This window comes from Streptomyces sp. AC550_RSS872, assembly GCF_019049285.1.
Taxonomy (GTDB): Bacteria; Actinomycetota; Actinomycetes; order Streptomycetales; family Streptomycetaceae; genus Streptomyces.
The window spans coordinates 130,905-149,742 of record NZ_JAGMUL010000006.1 but is presented as its reverse complement, the minus strand read 5'-3'; the positions used below and the strand labels follow the sequence as shown (position 1 = coordinate 149,742).

The following is an 18,838-nucleotide window of genomic DNA, read 5'->3' as shown; positions in this document are numbered from 1 at the left end:
TCGCGTTCGGGGGCAGGCGGATCCGACCTGTGGCGCAGGTACCACTTTCGGATGGCCGGAGTCCGGCCTGTCGGCGGGGGTGCTCCCGCTGGTCGGCGGAGTGAACGGCTCAGGGAGCCTCGATGAGATGGAGGTGCGGGTCAAGACCACGAGGAGTACCTGATGAGCAGAGTCATGCCCAAGGCCCCGACAGCGTTGGTGATCGCCCTGGCCACCGCCTGCGGCACGGTGCCGGCCGCCACAGCCGCTGAAACCGGGGACATCCGGGCCGACCTTCGCGCCGACGTGAACCGTGACGGCGCTGTCGACGTCACCGGGGACTCCGATGCCGCGGGCAAGACGATGTGGAACAGCCGGCGCGGCGCCATCTTCCTGCCCAACCTCGGTGACAGGCAGCGCCGTTGCAAGACGAGGACACCGGACGGCCGCCGGCTGTCCAACGCCCGGCTCCAGGCCTGCAACGACGCCCAGGGCAATGTCGTGCGGGCGCCCGAGTACCTGGCACCGCTGCGCACGGTCCCGGTCGGCAACGTCTCGGACGCCGCCACCGGTGGCCTCCAACTGGTCGGCGCGGGCAAGTCCAAGGTCCGCCTGTTCCTCCAGCGCGGCGACGCCTGGACCTACGTCACCGCCGGCACCCGCGTCACCGCCGCCGAACTGCGCGCCGGGCTCCAACTCGGCCTGGACGGGCGGGACGTCATACGGGAGGGCTGGGACGGCCGGATCACCGTCCGGTTCACCGTCACCGACGGCGACCGCACCTCCACGGACGAGGTGATGCTGCGCGCCGCCCCGGTCCTGACGCAGCACCACCTGCGGCGCGTCGAGCAGGCGCTGGTCGTGGACGGAAACCGCAGCGACCCCAACCAGCGGAAGTTCGCGCGAGAGTTCGCCAAGGAAGTGCGCAAGGCCGGTATCGCCAAGCCGACGTACAAGTTCAAGGACGGCTCGGACATCTGGGCGCAGGACTTCATCGAACCCGGCTATGTCAGCATGCCCGGCCCCGGCGGCAAGCCACGTGTCCTGCGCATGATGATCCGCTCGGGACAGATGGACCGTGACGCAGGCAAGCAGGTCTTCGAGATGCGTGGTCCCGGTGTCGGCGCCGTACAGATCAACAAGGGGCGGTACGACCAGATCAACTCCACGGGCAACCTGGAGACCATTCCGCCGTACACCCACAACGGCAAGTCCTACCCGGCGGGCCGGATCATCACCGGCCGGCACGGCTCCCGGCTGCCCGCGCACACGGGCTTCCTCAAGGCCCAGCAGGCGCAGGACCCGCTGGTGCTCGACACCGGATGGCTCGGCGTCGGCCACGTGGACGAGTTCGTGCAGTTCCTGCCCGCCGACACCCCGCGCGGCTGGAAGATCGGCATCGCCGATCCGGAGGGCGGGCTGGCCCTGCTGCGCAAGGCGCAACGCGACGGGCACGGGCACGGGCACGGGCACACGAAGGTGTTCTCCATTCCGCGTTCCTACGCCGATGGCCGCGTCCCGACCTTCGACCAGGCCCTGTCCGACCGGCAGTTGCTGAAGGACAACGCCTTCGCGGCCCGGAAGATCAAGGAGAACCTGGCGCTGCTGAAGCGGGAGACCGGCGTCACGGACACCGAGATCGTGAAGATCCCGGCGATGTACGAGGGTGGCTTCGGCGGCTTCCTCGGTCAGCGTCCCGCGCCGGCGCAGGACCGTCCGGTCGGCGCCTACCACCCCGGTGCCGTCAACGGTGTCGTCCTGAGCCCCACCACCTACCTCGCCCCCAAGCAGTGGGGCCCGGTCGTGAGCGGCAAGGACATCCTCGCCGAGGCGGTGACCAAGGCGTATGCCCAGGTCGGTATGCGGGTGCGCCACCTGGACGACTGGCGTACCCACCACGTCATGGGCGGCGAGGTGCACTGCGGCACCAACACGATCCGCGCCGCCGACACCGCCTGGTGGAACTCCCCCGGCTAGGGCCGGACTTCCGCTTTCTCCGCCCTTGCCCCCACCCGGCGTGCCGGACCAGCCCCCCGAACGAGTGACGAGACCCGTGAAGATCACCTTTCTGCTCCACAACGCCTACACCGTCGGTGGCACGGTGCGGGCCACGACCAACCTCGCCGCCGCACTCGCGACGCGTCATGAGGTGGAGATCGTCTCCTGCCACCGGACCGCCGACCGGATGCCGCTCGCGGTGGCGGACGGGGTGAGGACGCGGGCGCTGGTGGATCTCCGGCCCACCTCCCGGCGGACCGCGGTCGAGTCGGCCGACCTGCGCTCGCCGGGAACCGTGTGCCCGCATGATTCCCTCCACGCCGGCTGGACGCCGCCGAGCAGGCTCGGCGAGACACGCCTTGCCGCCTACCTCCGGAGCACCGACGCCGACGTGGTGGTCGCGACGCGCCCGTACCTCGTCTGCTTCCTGGCCCAGCACGGCCGCACCGACTACCTCCGCATCGGCCAGGAACACGCGGGCCGCGACGCGCACGGGGCCGTGCTGCTGAGTGACCTGGACGCGGCCACAGCCCGCCTCGACGCCTACGTCACCCTGTCCCAGGCCGACGAACGGGCCCACCGTGCGGCGCTCCGCGGCATGCGGACGCGGGTGACGAGCATTCCCGTCTGCTGTCCCGCGCCGGCCGCCGAGCCCTCCACCGGCGCGTCCCGGATCGTGCTGGCGGGCGGCCGGCTGACACCCATGAAGCGCTACGACCGTCTCGTGGACGCGTTCGCCAAAGTAGCGGCCGTGCACCCGGACTGGAGCCTGCGGATCTACGGACGCGGCCGGGAGCGGCTCCGGGTCCGTCGCCGCATCGAGGAACTCGGCCTGCACAACAACGTTCTGCTGATGGGTGCCCGCACGCCCATGGAGCCGGAGTGGGCCAAGGGCGCTCTCGCCGTGGTGTCCAGCAGCGTTGAACCGTCCGGCATGTCCGTCGTAGAGGCCATGAGCTGCGGATTGCCGGTGGTCAGCACCGACTGCGACCACGCGCCCCGCGAGATCATCACGCACGGCGAGGACGGCCTCCTGGTCCCGGACCACGGGCCGGTCGAGGACGCGTTGGCCGATGCCCTCTGCCGTCTGATCGAGAACGAGGCCGAGCGTGGGCGGATGGCCGCGGCCGCCCGGCGGAGCTCCGAGCGCTTCCGCCCCGAACACATCGCCGCGCGGTACGAGGCCCTGTTCACAGACCTTCGGCCGGAACTCGACCGCCGGTCATGGAAGGCCGCGGTCGGTCCGCGGCGGCGAACCCGGCTGTCCACCCTGGGCGTTGTCCGGCTGGGGCAGCCGGTCACGGCCGGCTGCCAGGTCACGCCAGGAGGCTCACTCGCGTTCGAAGTTTCCGCAGACCAACTGCCGCCCACCGGATGGGAGTTGGTCCTGCGGCACCGGAACAGGAACATCGCCGGTACTCCACGGATTCGGCTCGAACAGCCCGACACGGGCGGAGACGGCAGCGTGCGGGCCGTCCTTGACAAACGCCACTGGGAACTCGCCGAGGGTGACTGGGACGTGTTCCTCCAACGCGCAGGCGGCAGCAGGTCGCGCCCGGTCCGAGCAGGGCTCGTCGAGACAGCGCGCCTCCTTGATCCCGCAGCCCTGCGGCCGACGGACGAGGGAGGGCGGACGTGGATCCCGTACGCGACCGAAGGCGGAGGGCTCGCTGTGCGCACCTGGCTCCGGCCCGCGCACGCGGAGGTCTCCGCTGTCGAGGTCGATGACCACGCGATCCGGTTGACGGGCTCGCTCCACGGAAGGACAGCGCGGGCGCACCACTACCGCTTCATGGCCCGGCTCCGGGCGAACGGCGGCCACCTCATCGACGCCCCTTGTCCTGTCGGTCCGTACGGCGACTTCCACATCACCCTGCCGGTCGACGTGGTGGCGGAGCTCCATCCCGGGGGAGAGGTGCTGTGGGATCTGCGCCTGAGCGCATACGGCGGGCCGGAGATCCGCCTGGCGATGGTGACCGGCGATCTCGTCGACCGCCAGGACGTCTGCGTGTTCCCGGCCATCCGGTGCGCGGGTCCCGGCGGTGGGCTGTGGCTGCGGCCCCAGCTGACACGTGATCACGACCTGGTGCTCAGAACTGCCGACGCGGTGCTGGGCGGACCGTAGAGGGGAATCTCGTCAACACCGCTCTTGTACCCAACAGCTCTGTGAGAGCTTGTGGTCAAGACGTTCATCACGTCAAGTTCCGTATTCTTCGCGGCCGGGGCCGTAATTCGGGCGAGGACGCCGGGGCCTCGCGACCTCGCGGGTGCCGGGCGAGCATGCGGCACATGGACAAAGGGGAAACGGTGGAGGCGACGATTTCTCGGGTGCGGCAAGGCGCCATACCTCCGGTGGTTGCGGCGCGGTGGGCGCTGTGGGCGTTTGTCATCACCAACCTGGTGATCGTCGAGGCCTTGTTCCTCACCGCCGGGACCGGCAAGAACGGGGTGCTCACGGTCGCCAAGTTCTTCGGCCTGCACGCCGCCGTGCTGATGCTGTTCCAGCTGCTGCTGGTGGCCCGGCTGCCGTGGCTCGACCGTCGTATCGGCATGGACCGGCTGACGGTGTGGCACCGGTGGGTCGGCTTCACCCTGCTGTGGACCCTCCTCACCCACGCCGTGCTGGTGGTGCTGGGCTATGCGAGGCTCGATGACGCGTCGATGACGAAGACGTTCTTCGCGCTGGCCGGAGTGCCGGCCTCCCTGCTCGGAATGCTGGCCGCGGCGATCGTCGTCGTGGTCGCCGCGGTATCCGCCCGTTATGTGAGGCAGCGGCTGCGGTACGAGACCTGGCACGGCCTGCACCTGCTGCTGTACCTGGCGTTGGGGCTGGCGTTCGTCCACCAGTTGCAGGAGACCACGACCTTCAGCTCTTCCGCGTTCGCGATGATCTATTGGTGGGCCCTGTGGCTGTTCGCGTTCGGCGCCCTGGTCACGGGCCGGATCGTCATGCCTCTGTGGCGCAACGCCTATCACCGCTTCCGGGTCGCGGAGGTCGTGGTGGAGTCGGACGACGTGGTGTCGGTGCGCGTCACCGGCCGCCACCTCGACAAGCTGCCGGCCCGGGCCGGCCAGTTCTGCATCTGGCGGTTCCCCGGGCACAACCACTGGTGGCTGGCCAATCCGTTCTCGCTGTCGGCGGCACCCGACGGCCGCACGTTGCGCCTGACCGCGAAGTCGGTCGGCAGCACCAGCGCCCGCCTGCGGAATGTCCCGGTCGGGAGCCGCGCGTTCATCGAGGGGCCGTACGGGGCGTTCACGTCGCTGCATCGAACGCGGCCCGGCGCGCTGCTGATCGCCGGAGGGGTGGGGATCACGCCGGTTCGAGCCCTCCTGGAGGAGGAACCGGCCGGCGATGTCGTCGTGCTCTACCGGGTGCGCAGTGAGAACGACGCCGTGTTGGTCGACGAGGTACGAGCTCTGGTCGCGGACCGCGGTGGACGGCTGCACCTGCTCACCGGCCGTACGGGGGAGGGGAACTCGCCCTTCGAACCGGACAGCCTCCGTGCCCTGGTTCCCGACATGGCCGAACGCGACGTGTACGTCTGCGGCCCGCCCGCGATGACCTCGGCCGTGCTCGGAGCTCTGCGCGGGCTGAAGGTTCCCCAGCGGCAAGTGCACTCCGAGCGCTTCGGCCTGGCCTGAGCCCCGGTCCGGGATCACGACTCTTCACGGATCACCCGCCAGAAGTTCGACGTGCGTGCCCCGTGGCCGGCCGGAACGCACGCCATGATCGATTCGAATAGCTTTGTTCTGAGCACGACGTGGACGTGGGTGATGAACGGCCTCACCCAAGCCGGGGAACGTCCGCACCGTCGGATGATTCGACAAGGAAAGGAAGAGGACGATGAGCGTTCTCGATGGGATCCTCGAGGGAGTTCGCGAGGACTTGGAGGAGCGTAGGCGTGCGACGCCGTTGGCGGAGCTGCGCTCCCGGGCAGCGGACATGGCACCCGCGATCGACCCCCTGCCCGCCTTCCGGGCGCCCGGGGTGTCCATCATCGCCGAGGTGAAGCGAAAGAGCCCCAGCAAGGGTGCGCTGGCGGACATTCCCGACCCCGCGTCCCTCGCGGTCCACTACGCGGCCGGCGGGGCCGCTGCGGTCAGCGTGCTGACCGAGCGCAGGCGTTTCGGCGGCTCTCTCGCCGATCTGGACGCCGTACGTGCCCGGGTCGACGTGCCCGTCCTGCGCAAGGACTTCATCGTCGACCCCTATCAGCTGTGGGAGGCCCGCGCGCACGGCGCCGATCTTGCGCTTCTCATGGTCGTGTCGCTGGACGACGGCCAGCTCGCCGACCTGATGGGGCTGTGCAAGGAGCTGGGTCTCACGCCGCTCGTGGAGGCGCACACGGTCGACGAAGTGCGGCGTGCCGTCGCTGCGGGAGCCGAGCTGCTCGGCATCAACGCGCGGGATCTGACCACGCTCGACGTGGATCGCAGTGTGTTCGCCGACCTCGTGACGGCCATCCCGGAAGGCACGGTCAAGGTCGCGGAATCGGGAGTGACGGGCCCGAAGGATGTAGCGGAGTACCGCGGTTGGGGAGCCGACGTGGTACTGGTCGGCGAGGCACTGGTCCGCTCGGGGGATCCGCGCAGCGCCGTGCGCGAGTTCATCGAGGCGGCCGGGGCGTAACGGCGTCCGGCCCGGCCGGTGGCAGGCCTGGAAACGCCGCCGCGGACAGGCACCCGCGTTGCGGACCACCCCATCACCCGAGGAGCCCCTCAGGACCGCCGCCTTCCACGGACGTGCAGGTGCCGGGGGACGTGCAGGTGGCGTGCGTCAGCGAGGATCCGGACCAGGCGACGACCACCCCGCCCGTCACCACCCTCAGCCTCCGCCCCGACCGGGTGGGCGCCGAAGCAGTCGACTTGCTGATCGCTGTCATCAACGCCCGCGGCGGCGTGGCCCGGCGTCGGCTCGTGCCACCTGTGCTGCCCCCTCGTCGGTCGAGCGGTTGAAGGGGGGGGTGCGGTGGCGGGATGCTGGAGGCAGCGCCCGTGACGGGTGACGCAGCGCTGTGTTCAGCGGCCGCAGCGACGAGGTCGGGGTACCCCATGGACAACGAACCCGACACGACCACAAATGCGAGGGGCGCGGGATCATCCGAGGACTTCGCCGTCGTGATCGATGCCCGCGGAGCCGTCATGGCGTGGAGCGCCGGAGCGGGGCGCCTGCTCGGGTACGAGCCCGAGGAGGTGGTGGGCCGACCGGCCGCCGGCCTGCTCGCCGCGAAGCTGCCCGTTGCGTTGCGGCGCCACCTGGCCGCCAGGGAGCCGTGGACGAGCGATGTGGTGCTGCGGAAACGGGACGGAGACCGTGTCAAGGTGCAGCTGCGGGGTACGCCGATGACGGACTCGGACGGCGGGACCCCGTGGGTCGTCACCCCGGCGGCGGTGACATACCCCGCCGCGCCGACCGAAGCGGGGACGGCGGAGCTGTGGGACCTCACGCTCGCGCAGCTTCCCTTGCCCGTGGCCGTCTACGACCATGAGGCGAGGTTCGTGGCCTGCAACCAGTTGATGAGCCGTTCCATGGGGCTCACGCAGGAGCAGATGCGGGGCCTGACGTTGTGGGAGATCTATCCCGTTCCACCCCTGGACGAGATCGACCGGCTGCAGCACCAGGTCGTGCGCACCGGTGAGATGATCTTCCGTGAGGAGCAGCCTTTCCGGGCCTCCGGGGAGGTCCGCGATCACGCCTGGTCGGTCTATCTGTCCCCGCTGAAGGACCAGGCGGGCACGGTGCTGGGGCTGTCGGCGGTGGTGATCGACATCACCGAGCAGTACTGGGCCCGGCGCCGCCTGGCGGTGCTGAACGAGGCCGGCACTCGGATCGGCCGTTCCCTGGACGTGACCCGGACAACCGAGGAACTGGCCGAGGTGGCGGTGGGGGGTCTCGCAGACTTCGTCACCGTCGACCTGCTGGAGTCGGTCGTCCAGGGGCACGAGCCGCAACCGATTCCGCCCGACACGCCGGTGCAGTGCCGCCGTACCGCGCAGCGGTCGGTGCTCTCCGGGTGCCCGGAGTCCGTGGTCCGGGCGGGCGACGTCGACGTCTACCCTCCCGGCTCACCACCGGCACAGGCACTGATCACCGGCCGGGGTGCCTACTACCGTGCGGGCGACCCGCGCCTGCGCGAGTGGTCGACGGCCTCCCCGGCCCGTGCCGAGAGCATGAGGCGGTTCAGGATCCATTCGGTGATGATGGTGCCGCTGCGCGCCCGGGGCATCACCCTGGGCGTGATGCACCAGCTGCGGCACCGTACGGCGGACACATTCGGCGAGGACGATCTGTTGCTCGCCGAGGAGATCGCCGCCAGGGCCGCGGTCAGCATCGACAACGCCCGCCGTTACACCCGCGAGCGCCGGACCGCGCTCACCCTCCAGCGCAGCCTGCTGCCCGAGCGACTGCCACGAGCGCAGGCGGTGGACCTCGCCCACCGGTACTTTCCCGCCGGTCCGGGGGACGAGATCGGCGGAGACTGGTTCGACGTCATCGCGCTCTCCGGCGGACGGGTCGCGCTGGTGGTGGGCGACGTGGTGGGCCACGGCGTGCACGCCTCGGCCACGATGGGCCGCCTGCGTACCGCGGTACGGACCCTCGCCGACGCCGACTTCACGCCGGACGAACTGCTCACCCGGCTGGACGACCTGGTCATCCGCCTCGACCGGGAGGAGGGCCCGGACACCCGGGGCCAGGCGGAGGGGGCCTCGGGTGAGGTCGGGGCCGGTGAGGTCGGGGCCACCTGCCTCTACGCCGTCTACGACCCGGTCGCCGGCCGCTGCGACATGGCCCGGGCAGGGCACCCGCCGCCCGTCCTGGTGAGCCCGGACGGCTCCGTACGCGTCCTGGACCTGCCCGCCGGGCCACCACTCGGCCTGGGCGGACTGCCTTTCGAGGCCGCCCGGATCGACGTGGACGAGGGCAGCCTGCTCGCCCTCTACACCGACGGCCTGATCGAGGCACCCGGCCGGGACATCGACGTCGGACTGGACCTGCTGACCGAAGCGCTGCGCCGCCCGGCCGCCGGCTTGGAGGAAACCTGCGACGAGGTGATGCGCAAAGTACGGCCCGATCCACCGGCCGACGACATCGTCCTGCTGCTGGCCCGCACCTCCGGTCTCGGCGCGGACCAAGTGTGCACCTGGCAGCTGTCCGTGGACCCCGCGGCCGTCGCCGGGGCCCGCCGGACGGCGAGCGAACAGCTGGCCGCCTGGGGGCTGGCCGAGCTGGAGTTCCCCACCGAGCTGATCGTCAGCGAGCTGGTCACCAACGCCATCCGCTACGGCAACGCCCCGATCGAGCTGCGGCTCATCCGCGCCGACGTGCTCATCTGCGAGGTCTCCGACGGCAGCAGCACCGCCCCGCACCTGCGGCGGGCCCGTGTCTTCGACGAGGGCGGACGCGGACTGCTGCTCGTCGCCCAGGTCGCCGAACGCTGGGGCAGCCGCCACACCGCCGTCGGCAAGACGATCTGGGCCGAACAGCCTCTGCCTCACTGAGCGTCCCGGTGGCTCACACCGCCACGATCTGCCAGTCCTGGCGGGACCAGCCGGTGGAGGGCCACTGGATGACGGCGGCGCCGTCCGTGGCGGAGGCGTCCTTGACCTCGGCGCACCAGCCGGTGCGGACGTAGACGAGCTGGTGGTACCCGCTGGTCGGGGAGGGCGCCGGCTTCCACGACTGATGGTGGCCGCCGTCGGCGGTGAACTGGTTGAGTCCGTCGCCTTGGGCGGAGCCGCCCGGGCTCTGAAGGACCTTGCCGCTGCGGACGTTGGACAGCCAGTTGGAGCCGTCGGTGTGGGGCAGCAGCTTCCACTGCTGGTTGGTGCCCCCGCTCCACGGCCACTGGGTGACGGCGCCCCCGTCGACGGTCGAGGCGTCGCGGACGTCCGGACCAATTCCCCCTGCTGACCGGCCTCAGCCATCACCGAGCATCCACGCACCCCGCCGGGCAGCTCGCCCAGCAGGGTGTCGGCGTGGTGCGCGGCGACCTCAGGCCATGGCCAGGACGGCGGAGATCAGCGCCCGCAGACAGACGCCTTCGGCCTCCTGCGCGCTCGCCGCCACCGACGACGCCGACAAGGCGTCCGCCGTCACCATCTGCGGCGTGGTCGGGCGTGACCGCACTGCTGATCATGCCGCCGAGAGCGGGTGAGTACCTCAGCCGCGTCTGTCAGGGGGCGTCCCCGAGGGCGTGGCGGGCAGCAGCGGCCTGTCTCTGGCCGCTGCGGTCCCCTCCGTGGCCGCAGGGGTCAGTTCCGGCCGGCCGAGCGATGCATAGGTTCCCCAAACAACGTGAGACATCCGAGGAAAGGAGGCGCACCGATGAGTGAGAACCACTACGACACCTGTGTGATCGGTGCGGGCCCCGCAGGACTGGCGGTCGCGAGGGCGCTGGCCGAGCGGGACCTGCCGTACACGCACATCGAGCGCCACACGGGACCGGGCGGGCTGTGGGACATCGACAACCCGGGCAGCCCGATGTACGAGTCGGCCCACTTCATCTCCAGCAAGACCCTCTCCGGCTTCGGCGGCCATCCGATGCCGGACCACTTCGCCGACTACCCGCCGCACCGGCAGATCCTGTCGTACCTGACGTCGTTCGCCGAGGCATACGGGCTCAGGGACCGGATCGAGTTCGGTACCGAGGTCCGCAGCGTGGACAAGAACCCGGACGGCACCTGGACGGTCACCCGGGGCGACGGCCGGGCCAGTACACACCGGCAGGTCATCGTGTGCACGGGGGCGCAGTGGCACCCCAACGTCCCCGACCTACCCGGCGACTTCACCGGCGAGGTCCGCCACACCCTCACCTACCGCAGCAGCGCTGAACTGCGGGGCAAGCGGGTGCTGGTGGTGGGTGCGGGGAACTCCGGGCTGGACATCGCCTGCGATGCGGCGCGCTCCGCCGACCACGCGGCGATCAGCATGCGCCGTGGTTACTGGTTCATCCCCAAGCACCTGTTCGGCCGGCCGGTGGACACCATCGCCGCGGGCGGCCCCCACCTGCCGATGTGGATGCAGCAGAAGCTGTTCGGCGGGCTGCTGCGACTGATCAACGGCGACCCGCGCAGGCTCGGTCTGCAAAAGCCCGACCACAAGCTGTTCGAGACCCACCCGGCCATCAACTCGCTGTTGATCCACCACCTCCAGCACGGGGACATCACGGCCAGGCCCGGCATCGCGCGCACCCAGGGCCGGACGGTGCACTTCACCGACGGCACCAGCGACGACTTCGACCTCATCCTGCTGGCCACGGGATACGTCCACAAAGTCCCCGTCGCGCAGAAGTACTTCGGCGACGAGCAGCACCCCGACCTCTATCTGTGCTCGTTCTCCCGCGAGCACGAGGGCCTGTTCGGCGTCGGCTTCGTCGAGACCAACTCCGGTGCCTACCAGCTCTTCGACAGCCAGGCCCAGTTGATCGCGTCCTTCATCCGGGACGCGGGGGCCGGGCTGCCGACCGCCGAGCGGTTTGCCCGCATGATCCGCAGCGACCGGCCGGACCTGTCCGGCGGACTGAAGTTCGTCGACTCGCCGCGCCACACCGGCTACGTCCACAGCGACACCTTCGTGAAGTACCTCGGCAAGGTCGCCGAGCAGATGGGCTGGCGTACCGCCGGCCTGCCGCCTCGGGCAACGTCCGTGCGACAGGAGGCGGTGGCGTCATGACGTACGACTTCCATGACAAGGTCATCCTGGTGACGGGCGGCGCCGGAGGCATCGGCAGCGCCCTTTGCCACCGCTTCGCCACAGGCGGTGCCCGCCTCCTCGTGGTCGACATCGACGAGGTGCGGGCCAAGCGGACCGCCGCCGAGCTGCCCGGGAGCGGGCATGCCGGGCTGGGCTGCGACCTGCTGGACGGCGCCGCTGTGCAGCGGATGCTCGACGGCGTCGCGGTCACCCACGGCCGTATCGACGTCCTGGTGAACAACGTGGGCATGACCAGTGCGGAACGCTTCGACGAGCGCAGCGTGGAAAGCATCGAGCGCGAGATCGACGTCAACCTGGTCGCCCCGCTGGTCACGACTCGGATCGCCGTCCCGCTGCTGCGGGCCTCCGGCGACCCCCGGGTGGTCACGACCGTGTCCCTCGGCGGGATCTTCCCGCTGGGCGAGACCCCGATCTACACCGCCTCGAAGTTCGGGCTGCGCGGCGCGATGCTCGCCATCGGGATGGACCTGCGGGGCAAGGGCATCAAGGCGGGTTCGGTGCTGCCTTCGGCGACCGACACGCGGATGCTCCGTCAGGAGGCCGTCGACGGCGGGAACTCCATGCAGTTCCAGGACGTGCCGCAGCAGCCGTCCGATGTCGTCAGGGCGGTCGTGAGCCTGCTGGACAAGCCCCGCCTGGAGTCCTACGTCAAGCCCGGCGAGTCCCGGCTGGTGCGGTTCGCGATGCTGGTGCCGAACCTGCTGCCCAGGCTCTTCCCGCTGTTCCGCAAGCGGGGCGAGCGGGGCATGGCCCGTTATCTGGAGGACCTGCGCCGCCGGGGGCTGGCCCGCCAGGTCGGCGGCCGGTGGGAACTGGTGGAGGAAGCGTGAACGGGACGGACACCATGGGCCTGGAGGAGACGCTCGACGTCGTCAACCCCACGACAGGTCAGCTGATCACGACCGTACCGGCGGCGAGCGAGCAGGACGTCGCGCTGGCGGCCGAGCGGGCGCACAAGGTCTTCGAGAGTGGCGTCTGGGCCGGCCGGTCCCCGCGGGAGCGAGCCGCTGTCCTGCTGCGCCTGGCCGACCTCATGGAGCGCCACGCCGGGTTCCTGGCCCGGCTGGACTGCGAGGACGCGGGCAAGCCGATCACGGAGTGCCGTACGGGGGACGTGCCCGCGGCGATCGAGTCGATCCGCTGGTTCGCGGAGGCGGCCGACAAGGTCTTCGGCCGCGTCGCCCCGACCGGTCGTGAGAGCCTGGGCCTGGTGAGCCGGGAACCGGTCGGGGTGGCCGCCGCGATCCTCCCCTGGAACTACCCGCTGGCCATGGCCGCCTGGAAGGTCGGCCCCGCGCTCGCCGCGGGCAACTCCCTGTTGCTCAAGCCCGCCGAGGCGACCCCGCGCTCCACCCTGCACCTGGCCGCCCTGGCGACCGAGGCAGGCCTGCCGGACGGCGTGCTCACCGTGCTGCCCGGCCATGGCACCGTCACCGGCAGGGCGCTCGCCCGCAACCCGCTTGTGCGCGCACTGTCGTTCACCGGATCCACCGCGACGGGACGCCGCATCCTGGCCGACGCGGCGGAGTCGAACTTCAAGCGGGTGTCCTTGGAGATGGGTGGCAAGAGCCCCCAGGTCCTCATGCCGGACGCACTCGAGTACGGCGACGAACTGATCGACAACATGGTCGAGGCCGCGTTCCTGACCATGGGGCAGAACTGCACCGCCGGCTCCCGCGTCCTGGTCCACCACAGCATCGCCGAGGAGGTGCTGGACCGGTTCACCGCCGCCGCCAGAAGCCTCACCATCGGCGACCCCGCCGACGTGGGCACCCAGGTGGGGCCGCTCATCAACCGGGCCGCCTTCGACCGGGTCGCGGCGACGGTGGACGCGGCCCGCTTCGCCGGAGCCCACGTCCACACCGGCGGGCTGCCGCACGGTCTGCCGCCGCGCGGCGCCTACTACCCGCCCACCGTGATCAGCCGGGCCCCAGAGGGCAGCGACGTGCTCACCAAGGAACTGTTCGGCCCTGTCGTCACCGTCCAGACCTTCACCTCGGAGGACGAGGCGGTGCGGCTGGCGAACGCCACCGAATACGGGCTCGCCGCCTCGGTGTGGACCCGCGACCTCGACACCGCGCTCCGGCTCGCGCGGGGCATTGAAGCCGGGGTGGTCTCCGTCAACGCGTACAGCGAAGGCGACATCACCACTCCCTTCGGCGGGTGGAAGCAGTCGGGGTTCGGTGGCGCGGAGAAGTCCACCGACGCCTTCGCGCAGTGGACCAGGGAGAAGACCGTCTGGATCCGCACGCGTTGACCGCGTGGCCCGGTCGTCCGGCGGCCCGGCGGCCCGGTGACCTGGTGACCGGGCGGCCCGGTGACGCGTGGGCACTCCCGTTACTGTTCCGCGCCCTCCCCGCGCAGTCGCGCCGGGGTCGCCCCGTGCCAGCGGTGCACCGCCCGCCGCAGTGCCCGCACGTCGGAGAAACCCGCCTGCCGGGCGATGTCGCGCAGGGTCAGTTCGGGTCGGCGCAGCAGCTGCTCGACCCGCTCGCGGCGCACTCCGTCGACGACCGCCTCGTACGTCGTGCCGCACTCGGCCAGACGACGGCGCAGGGTGCGCTCGCTGGACGCGTGCCGTCGGGCCTGCTCGACGAAGGACGGCACGTCGGGCAGGCTCTGCGCGATCGAGATCTCCAGCACCTCCAGCAGATCCTGCTGATCGCGCCTCGACGTCGCCTGCTCCTCCAGGAGTTCCACGACGGCGGTGTAGGTGACCCGGTCGTGGCCCGGCATCGGCCGCCCGGCCCATGCCGTGGGGAACACCAAGCGGTTCGCCACGGCGTCGAACCGTACCGGGCAGCGGAACAGCTCGGTGAACGGCCCGGTGTCCGGCGGGGCGGGGAAGGCGAACTCGACGCTCTGCGGGGCGAATTCCTCCCCGGAACTCAGTCGCGTGAGGGTGACGACGCTGGCGAACGCCTCCTCGGCCAGGAAGACCGCGACCGCCGGATCGAGGGCGGGATCGGGCAGTTCGGCCCGTAGCGCGTAGCCGGCTTCCTCCGGCCCGGCCGACCAGACCACCATCGCCCCGGACAGGTTCTGGAAGCGCACGCCCGTCTCGATGGCCTCCCGCAGGGTGTCGGCGGCCAGCTGAGCGAAGCCGAGGAGCCCCCACGCGGTCAGGTGCTGCGCCGCCCCCACCCGCAGGCCCAGGTGAGCGTCACCCGTGAGCTCCAGCGCACGCCGGATGACGGCACTGCCCTGGCGGTAGGAGACCCGCAGCGCCGCCGAGCCCATCATCGCCTCGTCCAGCCCGACCCGGCTCAGCTCGGGCCGGAGGTCGACGCCGTACCCGTCGGCGACGGAGGTGAGGCAGCGCAGGATGTTCGGCGGGATGGTCGCCGAGGTACTGCGGCTGGTTCCCGGCGACTGTGCCGGGGCGGGGCTGTCGGGCATGGCGTTCCTTGTGACCGGGCGTTGCTCGCTGCACACACAGTAAAAGGGTTCCCCCTCGGTCCCGCTCGGGCAGGGGCGGGGCTGATGCTCAGGGTCGGGTCAGTCCGCGCTGGGCGGGATCCGCAGCCGCACCCGGTAGCCGCCTTCCGCGGTCGGGCCGGACTCCAGGGTGCCGTGCAGGATGTCGGCCCGTTCCCGCAGACCGGCCAAGCCCTGCTGCGAACCGGGCAAGGACAGGGAGGGGCGCGTGGGCGCGGTGTTGGTGACGGTCACTCCGACGTCGTCGCCGTCCTGCCACAGCTCGACGCGAGCGTCGGCGCCGGGGGCGTGCTTGCGGACGTTGGTCAGGGCCTCCTGGACCGTTCGGTAGAGGGCACGTTGGGCGGGTGTGCCCACGGTGGGCGGGAGCTCACCCGTCAGCTCCGTGTGCGTGCCGCTTGATTCCACCAGTTTGCGCAGGTCGGCCAGGGTGGGCTGCGGGGTCAGCTCGGTGGCGTGGCCGCCGGAGGCGCGCAGCAGCGTGACCATGGTGCGCAGTTCGTCGAGTGTGGTGACGCTGAGCGAACGGATCGTGCGGGCCGCCTCTTTGGCGTCCGAGTCCTTGGCGGCGACCTGCAACGCCCCGGCCCGTACGGCGATCAGGCTGACCTGGTGGGACACCACGTCGTGCATCTCGCGGGCCAGTTGGGCGCGTTCGCGGGCAAGCACGGCCTGGGCGTGCAGCGCCCGCTCGTGCTCCCTGGCCTCCTCGATCTCGAACAACCGCCGGGCCAAGTCCCGTTGTGCCTGGACGAGTTGACCGAAGAGGACCGGGACGACAGCGGTCGCCAGGTTGTACACGAAGATGACCAGCGTCATGGTCCGGCCGACCTCTGTGAGGCTGGCCAGGGGCCACGGAGTACTGCTCGCGACGGCGGCCAGGGCGACGCACACCGCGAGGAGACGGCGGCTGCGGGAGCGTTCGGCCAGGGTGAAGAGCGCCACGAGCACAGCGAGGGCGACATCCTGCATCAGGGCGACCGGCAGGGTGAGCACGAAGACACCGAGCGGGAACCTGCGCCGGAAGGCCAACGCGGCGCAGCCGACCGCCGCCAGCGCGACGCCGAGCCGCGTGTTGTCCCACAGGTTCAGCCATACGTCCACGGCCGCCACCGCCACCAGGACGATGTCGACGACCGGCGCGGGAACACGCTGCCACAGCTCGCGCGCGCGGTTCATAGGCCGGCCTTCGGCTGTGGGCGCTCGTCGAGCAGCCCGGCCCGCTGCGCCAGGAGCGCGGCCTGCACCCGGCTCGTCACCCGTAGCTTCGTGAGGATCGCGCTGACGTGGTCCTTCACCGTGCCGGCACCCAGGTGGATGCGCGCCCCGATGTCGGCGTTGGACAGCCCCTCCGCCACCAGGACGAGGACGTCGCGCTCGCGGGAGGTGAGCATCCGGACGCGGGCCGCGTCCTCGTCGACGGCCGTCTCGGTGCCGGGGTGGCCGCGCAGCAGTGTCCGCGACGCCTTGGGGGAGAGCACCACACCGCCGGAGGCCAGGGTGCGCACCAGGTGGGCGAGTTGTTCGGGCTCGGTGTCCTTGAGGAGGAAACCGGCCGCGCCGGAGTTCAACGCGGTCAGGATGTACTCGTCGGCGTCGAACGTGGTCAGCATCGCCACCACCGGCGGATCCGGCATCGTTCGTAGCTCGCGCAGGACGGTGAGCCCGTCGACGTCCGGCATCCGGATGTCCAGCAGCACCACGTCCGGCCGCTCCCGGCGGACGGTCCCGACGGCGTCGCCGCCGCTCGCGGTCGCGACGACCTCGATGTCCTCGGACGCGCCCAGAATGAGCCCGAACCCCGACCGGACCAGTGCCTCGTCGTCCACCACCACTACCCGGATCACGCGTGCTCCGCCTCACCTTGTCCATACCGCCCGGCTCCTGCCGTCTCGCCTCGACATTAAGGCCCCGGAGAGTAGCCGGGCCCCGACGGGTCGCAGGTCCAGCCAGACGGCGGGGTGTCCCCCTCCGGTCGGCAGGGGGACCGCAGCCTTCCACTGGATACTCCGCGTCACGCCCCGTATCCAGGCTGGGAGCCATGACACAGCGCATGGACACACCGCGCGGTCGCCACCCGCTATGAGAATCTCGCCGTCCGCTACGAAGCGACCCTCCTCATCGCAGCCATCAACGAGTGGTGGTGACTCCGTCCTCTGGCCTGCGCGGCGCGTTGGTGACGAGCAGTTCCTGGAGGAGTTCAACGACGAGATCGGGCTGCCCTGCAAAGGGCGAGTGGCCCGTCTGCCACTCGCGCGCGTCGGTGCAGCGCGAGGCCATCTTCCGCTGCAGGCCCGGGTCGATGGCCCGGTCCCGCCCACAGACGACGTAGGTGGAAGGAGTGTGCTTCCAGCTGTGGCGCTCTGGAACTCCTCGCCCGCAGCCGGGGCCTTGCGCACGCAGCAGGCCGACCGCCCAGGCGGCGAGAGGTTCGGGACAGTCGCCGTAGAGGGTGCGGGCAGCCCGGTCCGGGTGCAGGCTGGTCGAGCCGTCGGGCTCAGGTCTGATCGCGTCCTGGAGCTGCGGTGACGCCCCACCCAGACCGGCCGCGCTCTCGCCGACATCTGGCACGAAGGCGGCCAGATAGACCAGGTGTCCGGCCCCGCTCACCCCGGTGATCACCGACCCACCGTAGGAGTGACCGAGCACAACCGGAGGTTCCCGCAGCGAGTCGATGGCAGCCTGGACCACGGCTGTGTCAGCAGGCAACGAGCCCCGGTGGAGCTCGGGAACGACAACCTCGGTTCCTGCGGTCCGCAAGCGTTCTGCCACCAGGGCGAAGTGCTCGGGACGGTGATACAGGCCGTGAACGAGCACAACGGCGGCCAATTCACCCGCCTCCTCAGGTCGGCGTCGGGCCAGTGATCCTAGCTCCGGACCATGGCCGGCCATCACTGAGGTCGTCGCCCCGCCCTCGCGTCGAGGACACACTCGCGCTGTTCCTAGGTCACACCGGGCGTCAGCTCGATGGTCAGGGCGGCCTGGTGACTGCCGGACTCTGCCGAGACCGTGGCCCTGTTCGAGCGCCGGACCGAGGCGCCGTTCGACGCATCGAGGGTGCAGGGCGCGTGAGCTCTGTCTCACCCCGGCAGTGCCCCTTGGCTATGCAACGAGTTGCATATGAGGATCAGGGTATGGCGCTAGAGCACGCGATCCTCGTCTCCCTGCTGGAGAAGCCGGGTTCCGGCTATGAGCTGGCCCGGCGGTTCGACCGGTCCATCGGGTACTTCTGGACCGCTACCCACCAGCAGATCTACCGCGTCCTCAAGCGCATGGAGGGCGACGGCCTGCTCGCCGTCCGCGGGCTGCCGCAGCAGAGCCGGCCGGACAAGAAGGAGTACTCCGTCGTAGGCCCCGGCCGCGCCGCCCTCTCCCAGTGGCTGCACGAACCGATCGAACCCGAGAGCATCCGGCACGAACTCGCCGTGAAGATCCGCGGCGCCGCCTTCGATGACCCGGCCCTGCTGATCCGTGAGGTCGAACGGCACCGGCAGGTGCACAGCGACCGGCTCGCGCACTATCTCGCCGGGGAACTGCGTGACTTCACGGGGCCGACGGCCCCCACCCCGCTCGATCCCGGTCAGGAGCTTCAGCATGTCGTGCTGCGCGGCGGCATCGCCTACGAGCGGATGACGATCGCCTGGCTCGACGACGTACTCGCCACTCTCCGCCGACTCGGCACGCCGCACCCGAACACGTGAGCCG

15 protein-coding genes are annotated in these 18,838 nt (G+C 70.8%); 10 read left to right on the top strand and 5 right to left on the bottom strand.

Annotated elements, in window-relative coordinates:
- Positions 1-162 precede the first annotated feature (162 nt).
- The 6 genes from KUM44_RS03035 (at position 163) to KUM44_RS03010 (ending at position 9,480) form a co-directional block, all read left to right on the top strand.
- A complete protein-coding gene (locus KUM44_RS03035) occupies positions 163-1,956 on the top strand; it encodes a protein-arginine deiminase domain-containing protein (RefSeq protein WP_217206030.1) in 1,794 nt (597 codons plus the stop codon).
- 76 nt (positions 1,957-2,032) lie between these two features.
- Positions 2,033-4,102 carry a glycosyltransferase gene (locus tag KUM44_RS03030; RefSeq protein WP_217206029.1) on the top strand — a complete coding sequence of 690 codons (2,070 nt, stop codon included), beginning with the start codon at positions 2,033-2,035 and terminating at the stop codon, positions 4,100-4,102.
- 164 nt (positions 4,103-4,266) lie between these two features.
- Entirely contained in the window at positions 4,267-5,622 is a 1,356-nt protein-coding gene (locus KUM44_RS03025; protein ID WP_254388955.1) for a ferric reductase-like transmembrane domain-containing protein, read from the top strand.
- A 202-nt stretch (positions 5,623-5,824) separates the two neighbouring features.
- A complete protein-coding gene (gene trpC / locus KUM44_RS03020; protein WP_217206028.1) occupies positions 5,825-6,610 on the top strand; it encodes an indole-3-glycerol phosphate synthase TrpC in 786 nt (261 codons plus the stop codon).
- Positions 6,611-6,723: 113 nt separating this feature from the next.
- Positions 6,724-6,936, top strand: coding sequence for a substrate-binding domain-containing protein (locus KUM44_RS47100; RefSeq protein WP_308402468.1), 213 nt, complete (start codon positions 6,724-6,726; stop codon positions 6,934-6,936).
- Positions 6,937-7,032: 96 nt separating this feature from the next.
- The gene (locus tag KUM44_RS03010; RefSeq protein WP_217206027.1) at positions 7,033-9,480 is read left to right on the top strand and encodes a SpoIIE family protein phosphatase; all 2,448 of its coding nucleotides are present in this window, start codon (positions 7,033-7,035) and stop codon (positions 9,478-9,480) included.
- A gap of 13 nt (positions 9,481-9,493) precedes the next feature.
- On the opposite strand, the gene KUM44_RS03005 is transcribed toward KUM44_RS03010, so the two are convergent.
- Positions 9,494-9,880 (bottom strand): RICIN domain-containing protein, encoded by a 387-nt coding sequence (locus KUM44_RS03005; protein ID WP_217206061.1) that lies wholly within the window; start codon positions 9,878-9,880, stop codon positions 9,494-9,496.
- A gap of 426 nt (positions 9,881-10,306) precedes the next feature.
- On the opposite strand from KUM44_RS03005, the gene KUM44_RS03000 reads away from it, so the two are divergent.
- The 3 genes from KUM44_RS03000 to KUM44_RS02990 are packed head-to-tail and all read left to right on the top strand — an operon-like array spanning position 10,307 to position 13,952.
- The gene (locus tag KUM44_RS03000) at positions 10,307-11,653 is read left to right on the top strand and encodes an NAD(P)/FAD-dependent oxidoreductase (protein ID WP_217206026.1); all 1,347 of its coding nucleotides are present in this window, start codon (positions 10,307-10,309) and stop codon (positions 11,651-11,653) included.
- A complete protein-coding gene (locus tag KUM44_RS02995) occupies positions 11,650-12,525 on the top strand; it encodes an SDR family oxidoreductase (protein ID WP_217206025.1) in 876 nt (291 codons plus the stop codon). Before KUM44_RS03000 ends, KUM44_RS02995 begins: the two co-directional genes overlap by 4 nt.
- A 14-nt stretch (positions 12,526-12,539) precedes the next feature.
- Positions 12,540-13,952 carry an aldehyde dehydrogenase family protein gene (locus KUM44_RS02990; RefSeq protein WP_217206060.1) on the top strand — a complete coding sequence of 471 codons (1,413 nt, stop codon included), beginning with the start codon at positions 12,540-12,542 and terminating at the stop codon, positions 13,950-13,952.
- Between the two features lie 80 nt (positions 13,953-14,032).
- Here the strand turns inward: KUM44_RS02990 and KUM44_RS02985 are convergent, their stop codons facing one another.
- The 4 genes from KUM44_RS02985 to KUM44_RS02970 all read right to left on the bottom strand — a co-directional run bounded on the left by KUM44_RS02985 (position 14,033) and on the right by KUM44_RS02970 (position 17,962).
- Positions 14,033-15,094 (bottom strand): AraC family transcriptional regulator, encoded by a 1,062-nt coding sequence (locus KUM44_RS02985; protein WP_217206024.1) that lies wholly within the window; start codon positions 15,092-15,094, stop codon positions 14,033-14,035.
- A 99-nt stretch (positions 15,095-15,193) separates the two neighbouring features.
- A complete protein-coding gene (locus tag KUM44_RS02980; RefSeq protein ID WP_217206023.1) occupies positions 15,194-16,312 on the bottom strand; it encodes a sensor histidine kinase in 1,119 nt (372 codons plus the stop codon).
- On the bottom strand, positions 16,309-16,980 hold the full coding sequence (locus KUM44_RS02975; RefSeq protein ID WP_217206022.1) for a response regulator transcription factor: 672 nt from the start codon (positions 16,978-16,980) through the stop codon (positions 16,309-16,311). The genes KUM44_RS02980 and KUM44_RS02975 overlap by 4 nt, the downstream gene beginning before the upstream one ends.
- Before the next feature lie 283 nt (positions 16,981-17,263).
- Positions 17,264-17,962 (bottom strand): alpha/beta hydrolase, encoded by a 699-nt coding sequence (locus KUM44_RS02970; RefSeq protein WP_254388953.1) that lies wholly within the window; start codon positions 17,960-17,962, stop codon positions 17,264-17,266.
- A 305-nt stretch (positions 17,963-18,267) separates the two neighbouring features.
- On the opposite strand from KUM44_RS02970, the gene KUM44_RS02965 reads away from it, so the two are divergent.
- Positions 18,268-18,834 carry a PadR family transcriptional regulator gene (locus KUM44_RS02965; RefSeq protein ID WP_217206020.1) on the top strand — a complete coding sequence of 189 codons (567 nt, stop codon included), beginning with the start codon at positions 18,268-18,270 and terminating at the stop codon, positions 18,832-18,834.
- Positions 18,835-18,838 lie beyond the last annotated feature (4 nt).

Coding starts and splice junctions, on each gene's coding strand:
- KUM44_RS03035 (WP_217206030.1), top strand. CDS start 163: ATGAGCAGAGTCATGCCCAAGGCCCCGACAGCGTTGGTGATCGCCCTG.
- KUM44_RS03025 (WP_254388955.1), top strand. CDS start 4,267: ATGGACAAAGGGGAAACGGTGGAGGCGACGATTTCTCGGGTGCGGCAA.
- trpC (WP_217206028.1), top strand. CDS start 5,825: ATGAGCGTTCTCGATGGGATCCTCGAGGGAGTTCGCGAGGACTTGGAG.
- KUM44_RS03010 (WP_217206027.1), top strand. CDS start 7,033: ATGGACAACGAACCCGACACGACCACAAATGCGAGGGGCGCGGGATCA.
- KUM44_RS03000 (WP_217206026.1), top strand. CDS start 10,307: ATGAGTGAGAACCACTACGACACCTGTGTGATCGGTGCGGGCCCCGCA.
- KUM44_RS02995 (WP_217206025.1), top strand. CDS start 11,650: ATGACGTACGACTTCCATGACAAGGTCATCCTGGTGACGGGCGGCGCC.
- KUM44_RS02990 (WP_217206060.1), top strand. CDS start 12,540: ATGGGCCTGGAGGAGACGCTCGACGTCGTCAACCCCACGACAGGTCAG.
- KUM44_RS02985 (WP_217206024.1), bottom strand. CDS start 15,094: ATGCCCGACAGCCCCGCCCCGGCACAGTCGCCGGGAACCAGCCGCAGT.
- KUM44_RS02980 (WP_217206023.1), bottom strand. CDS start 16,312: ATGAACCGCGCGCGCGAGCTGTGGCAGCGTGTTCCCGCGCCGGTCGTC.
- KUM44_RS02965 (WP_217206020.1), top strand. CDS start 18,268: ATGGCGCTAGAGCACGCGATCCTCGTCTCCCTGCTGGAGAAGCCGGGT.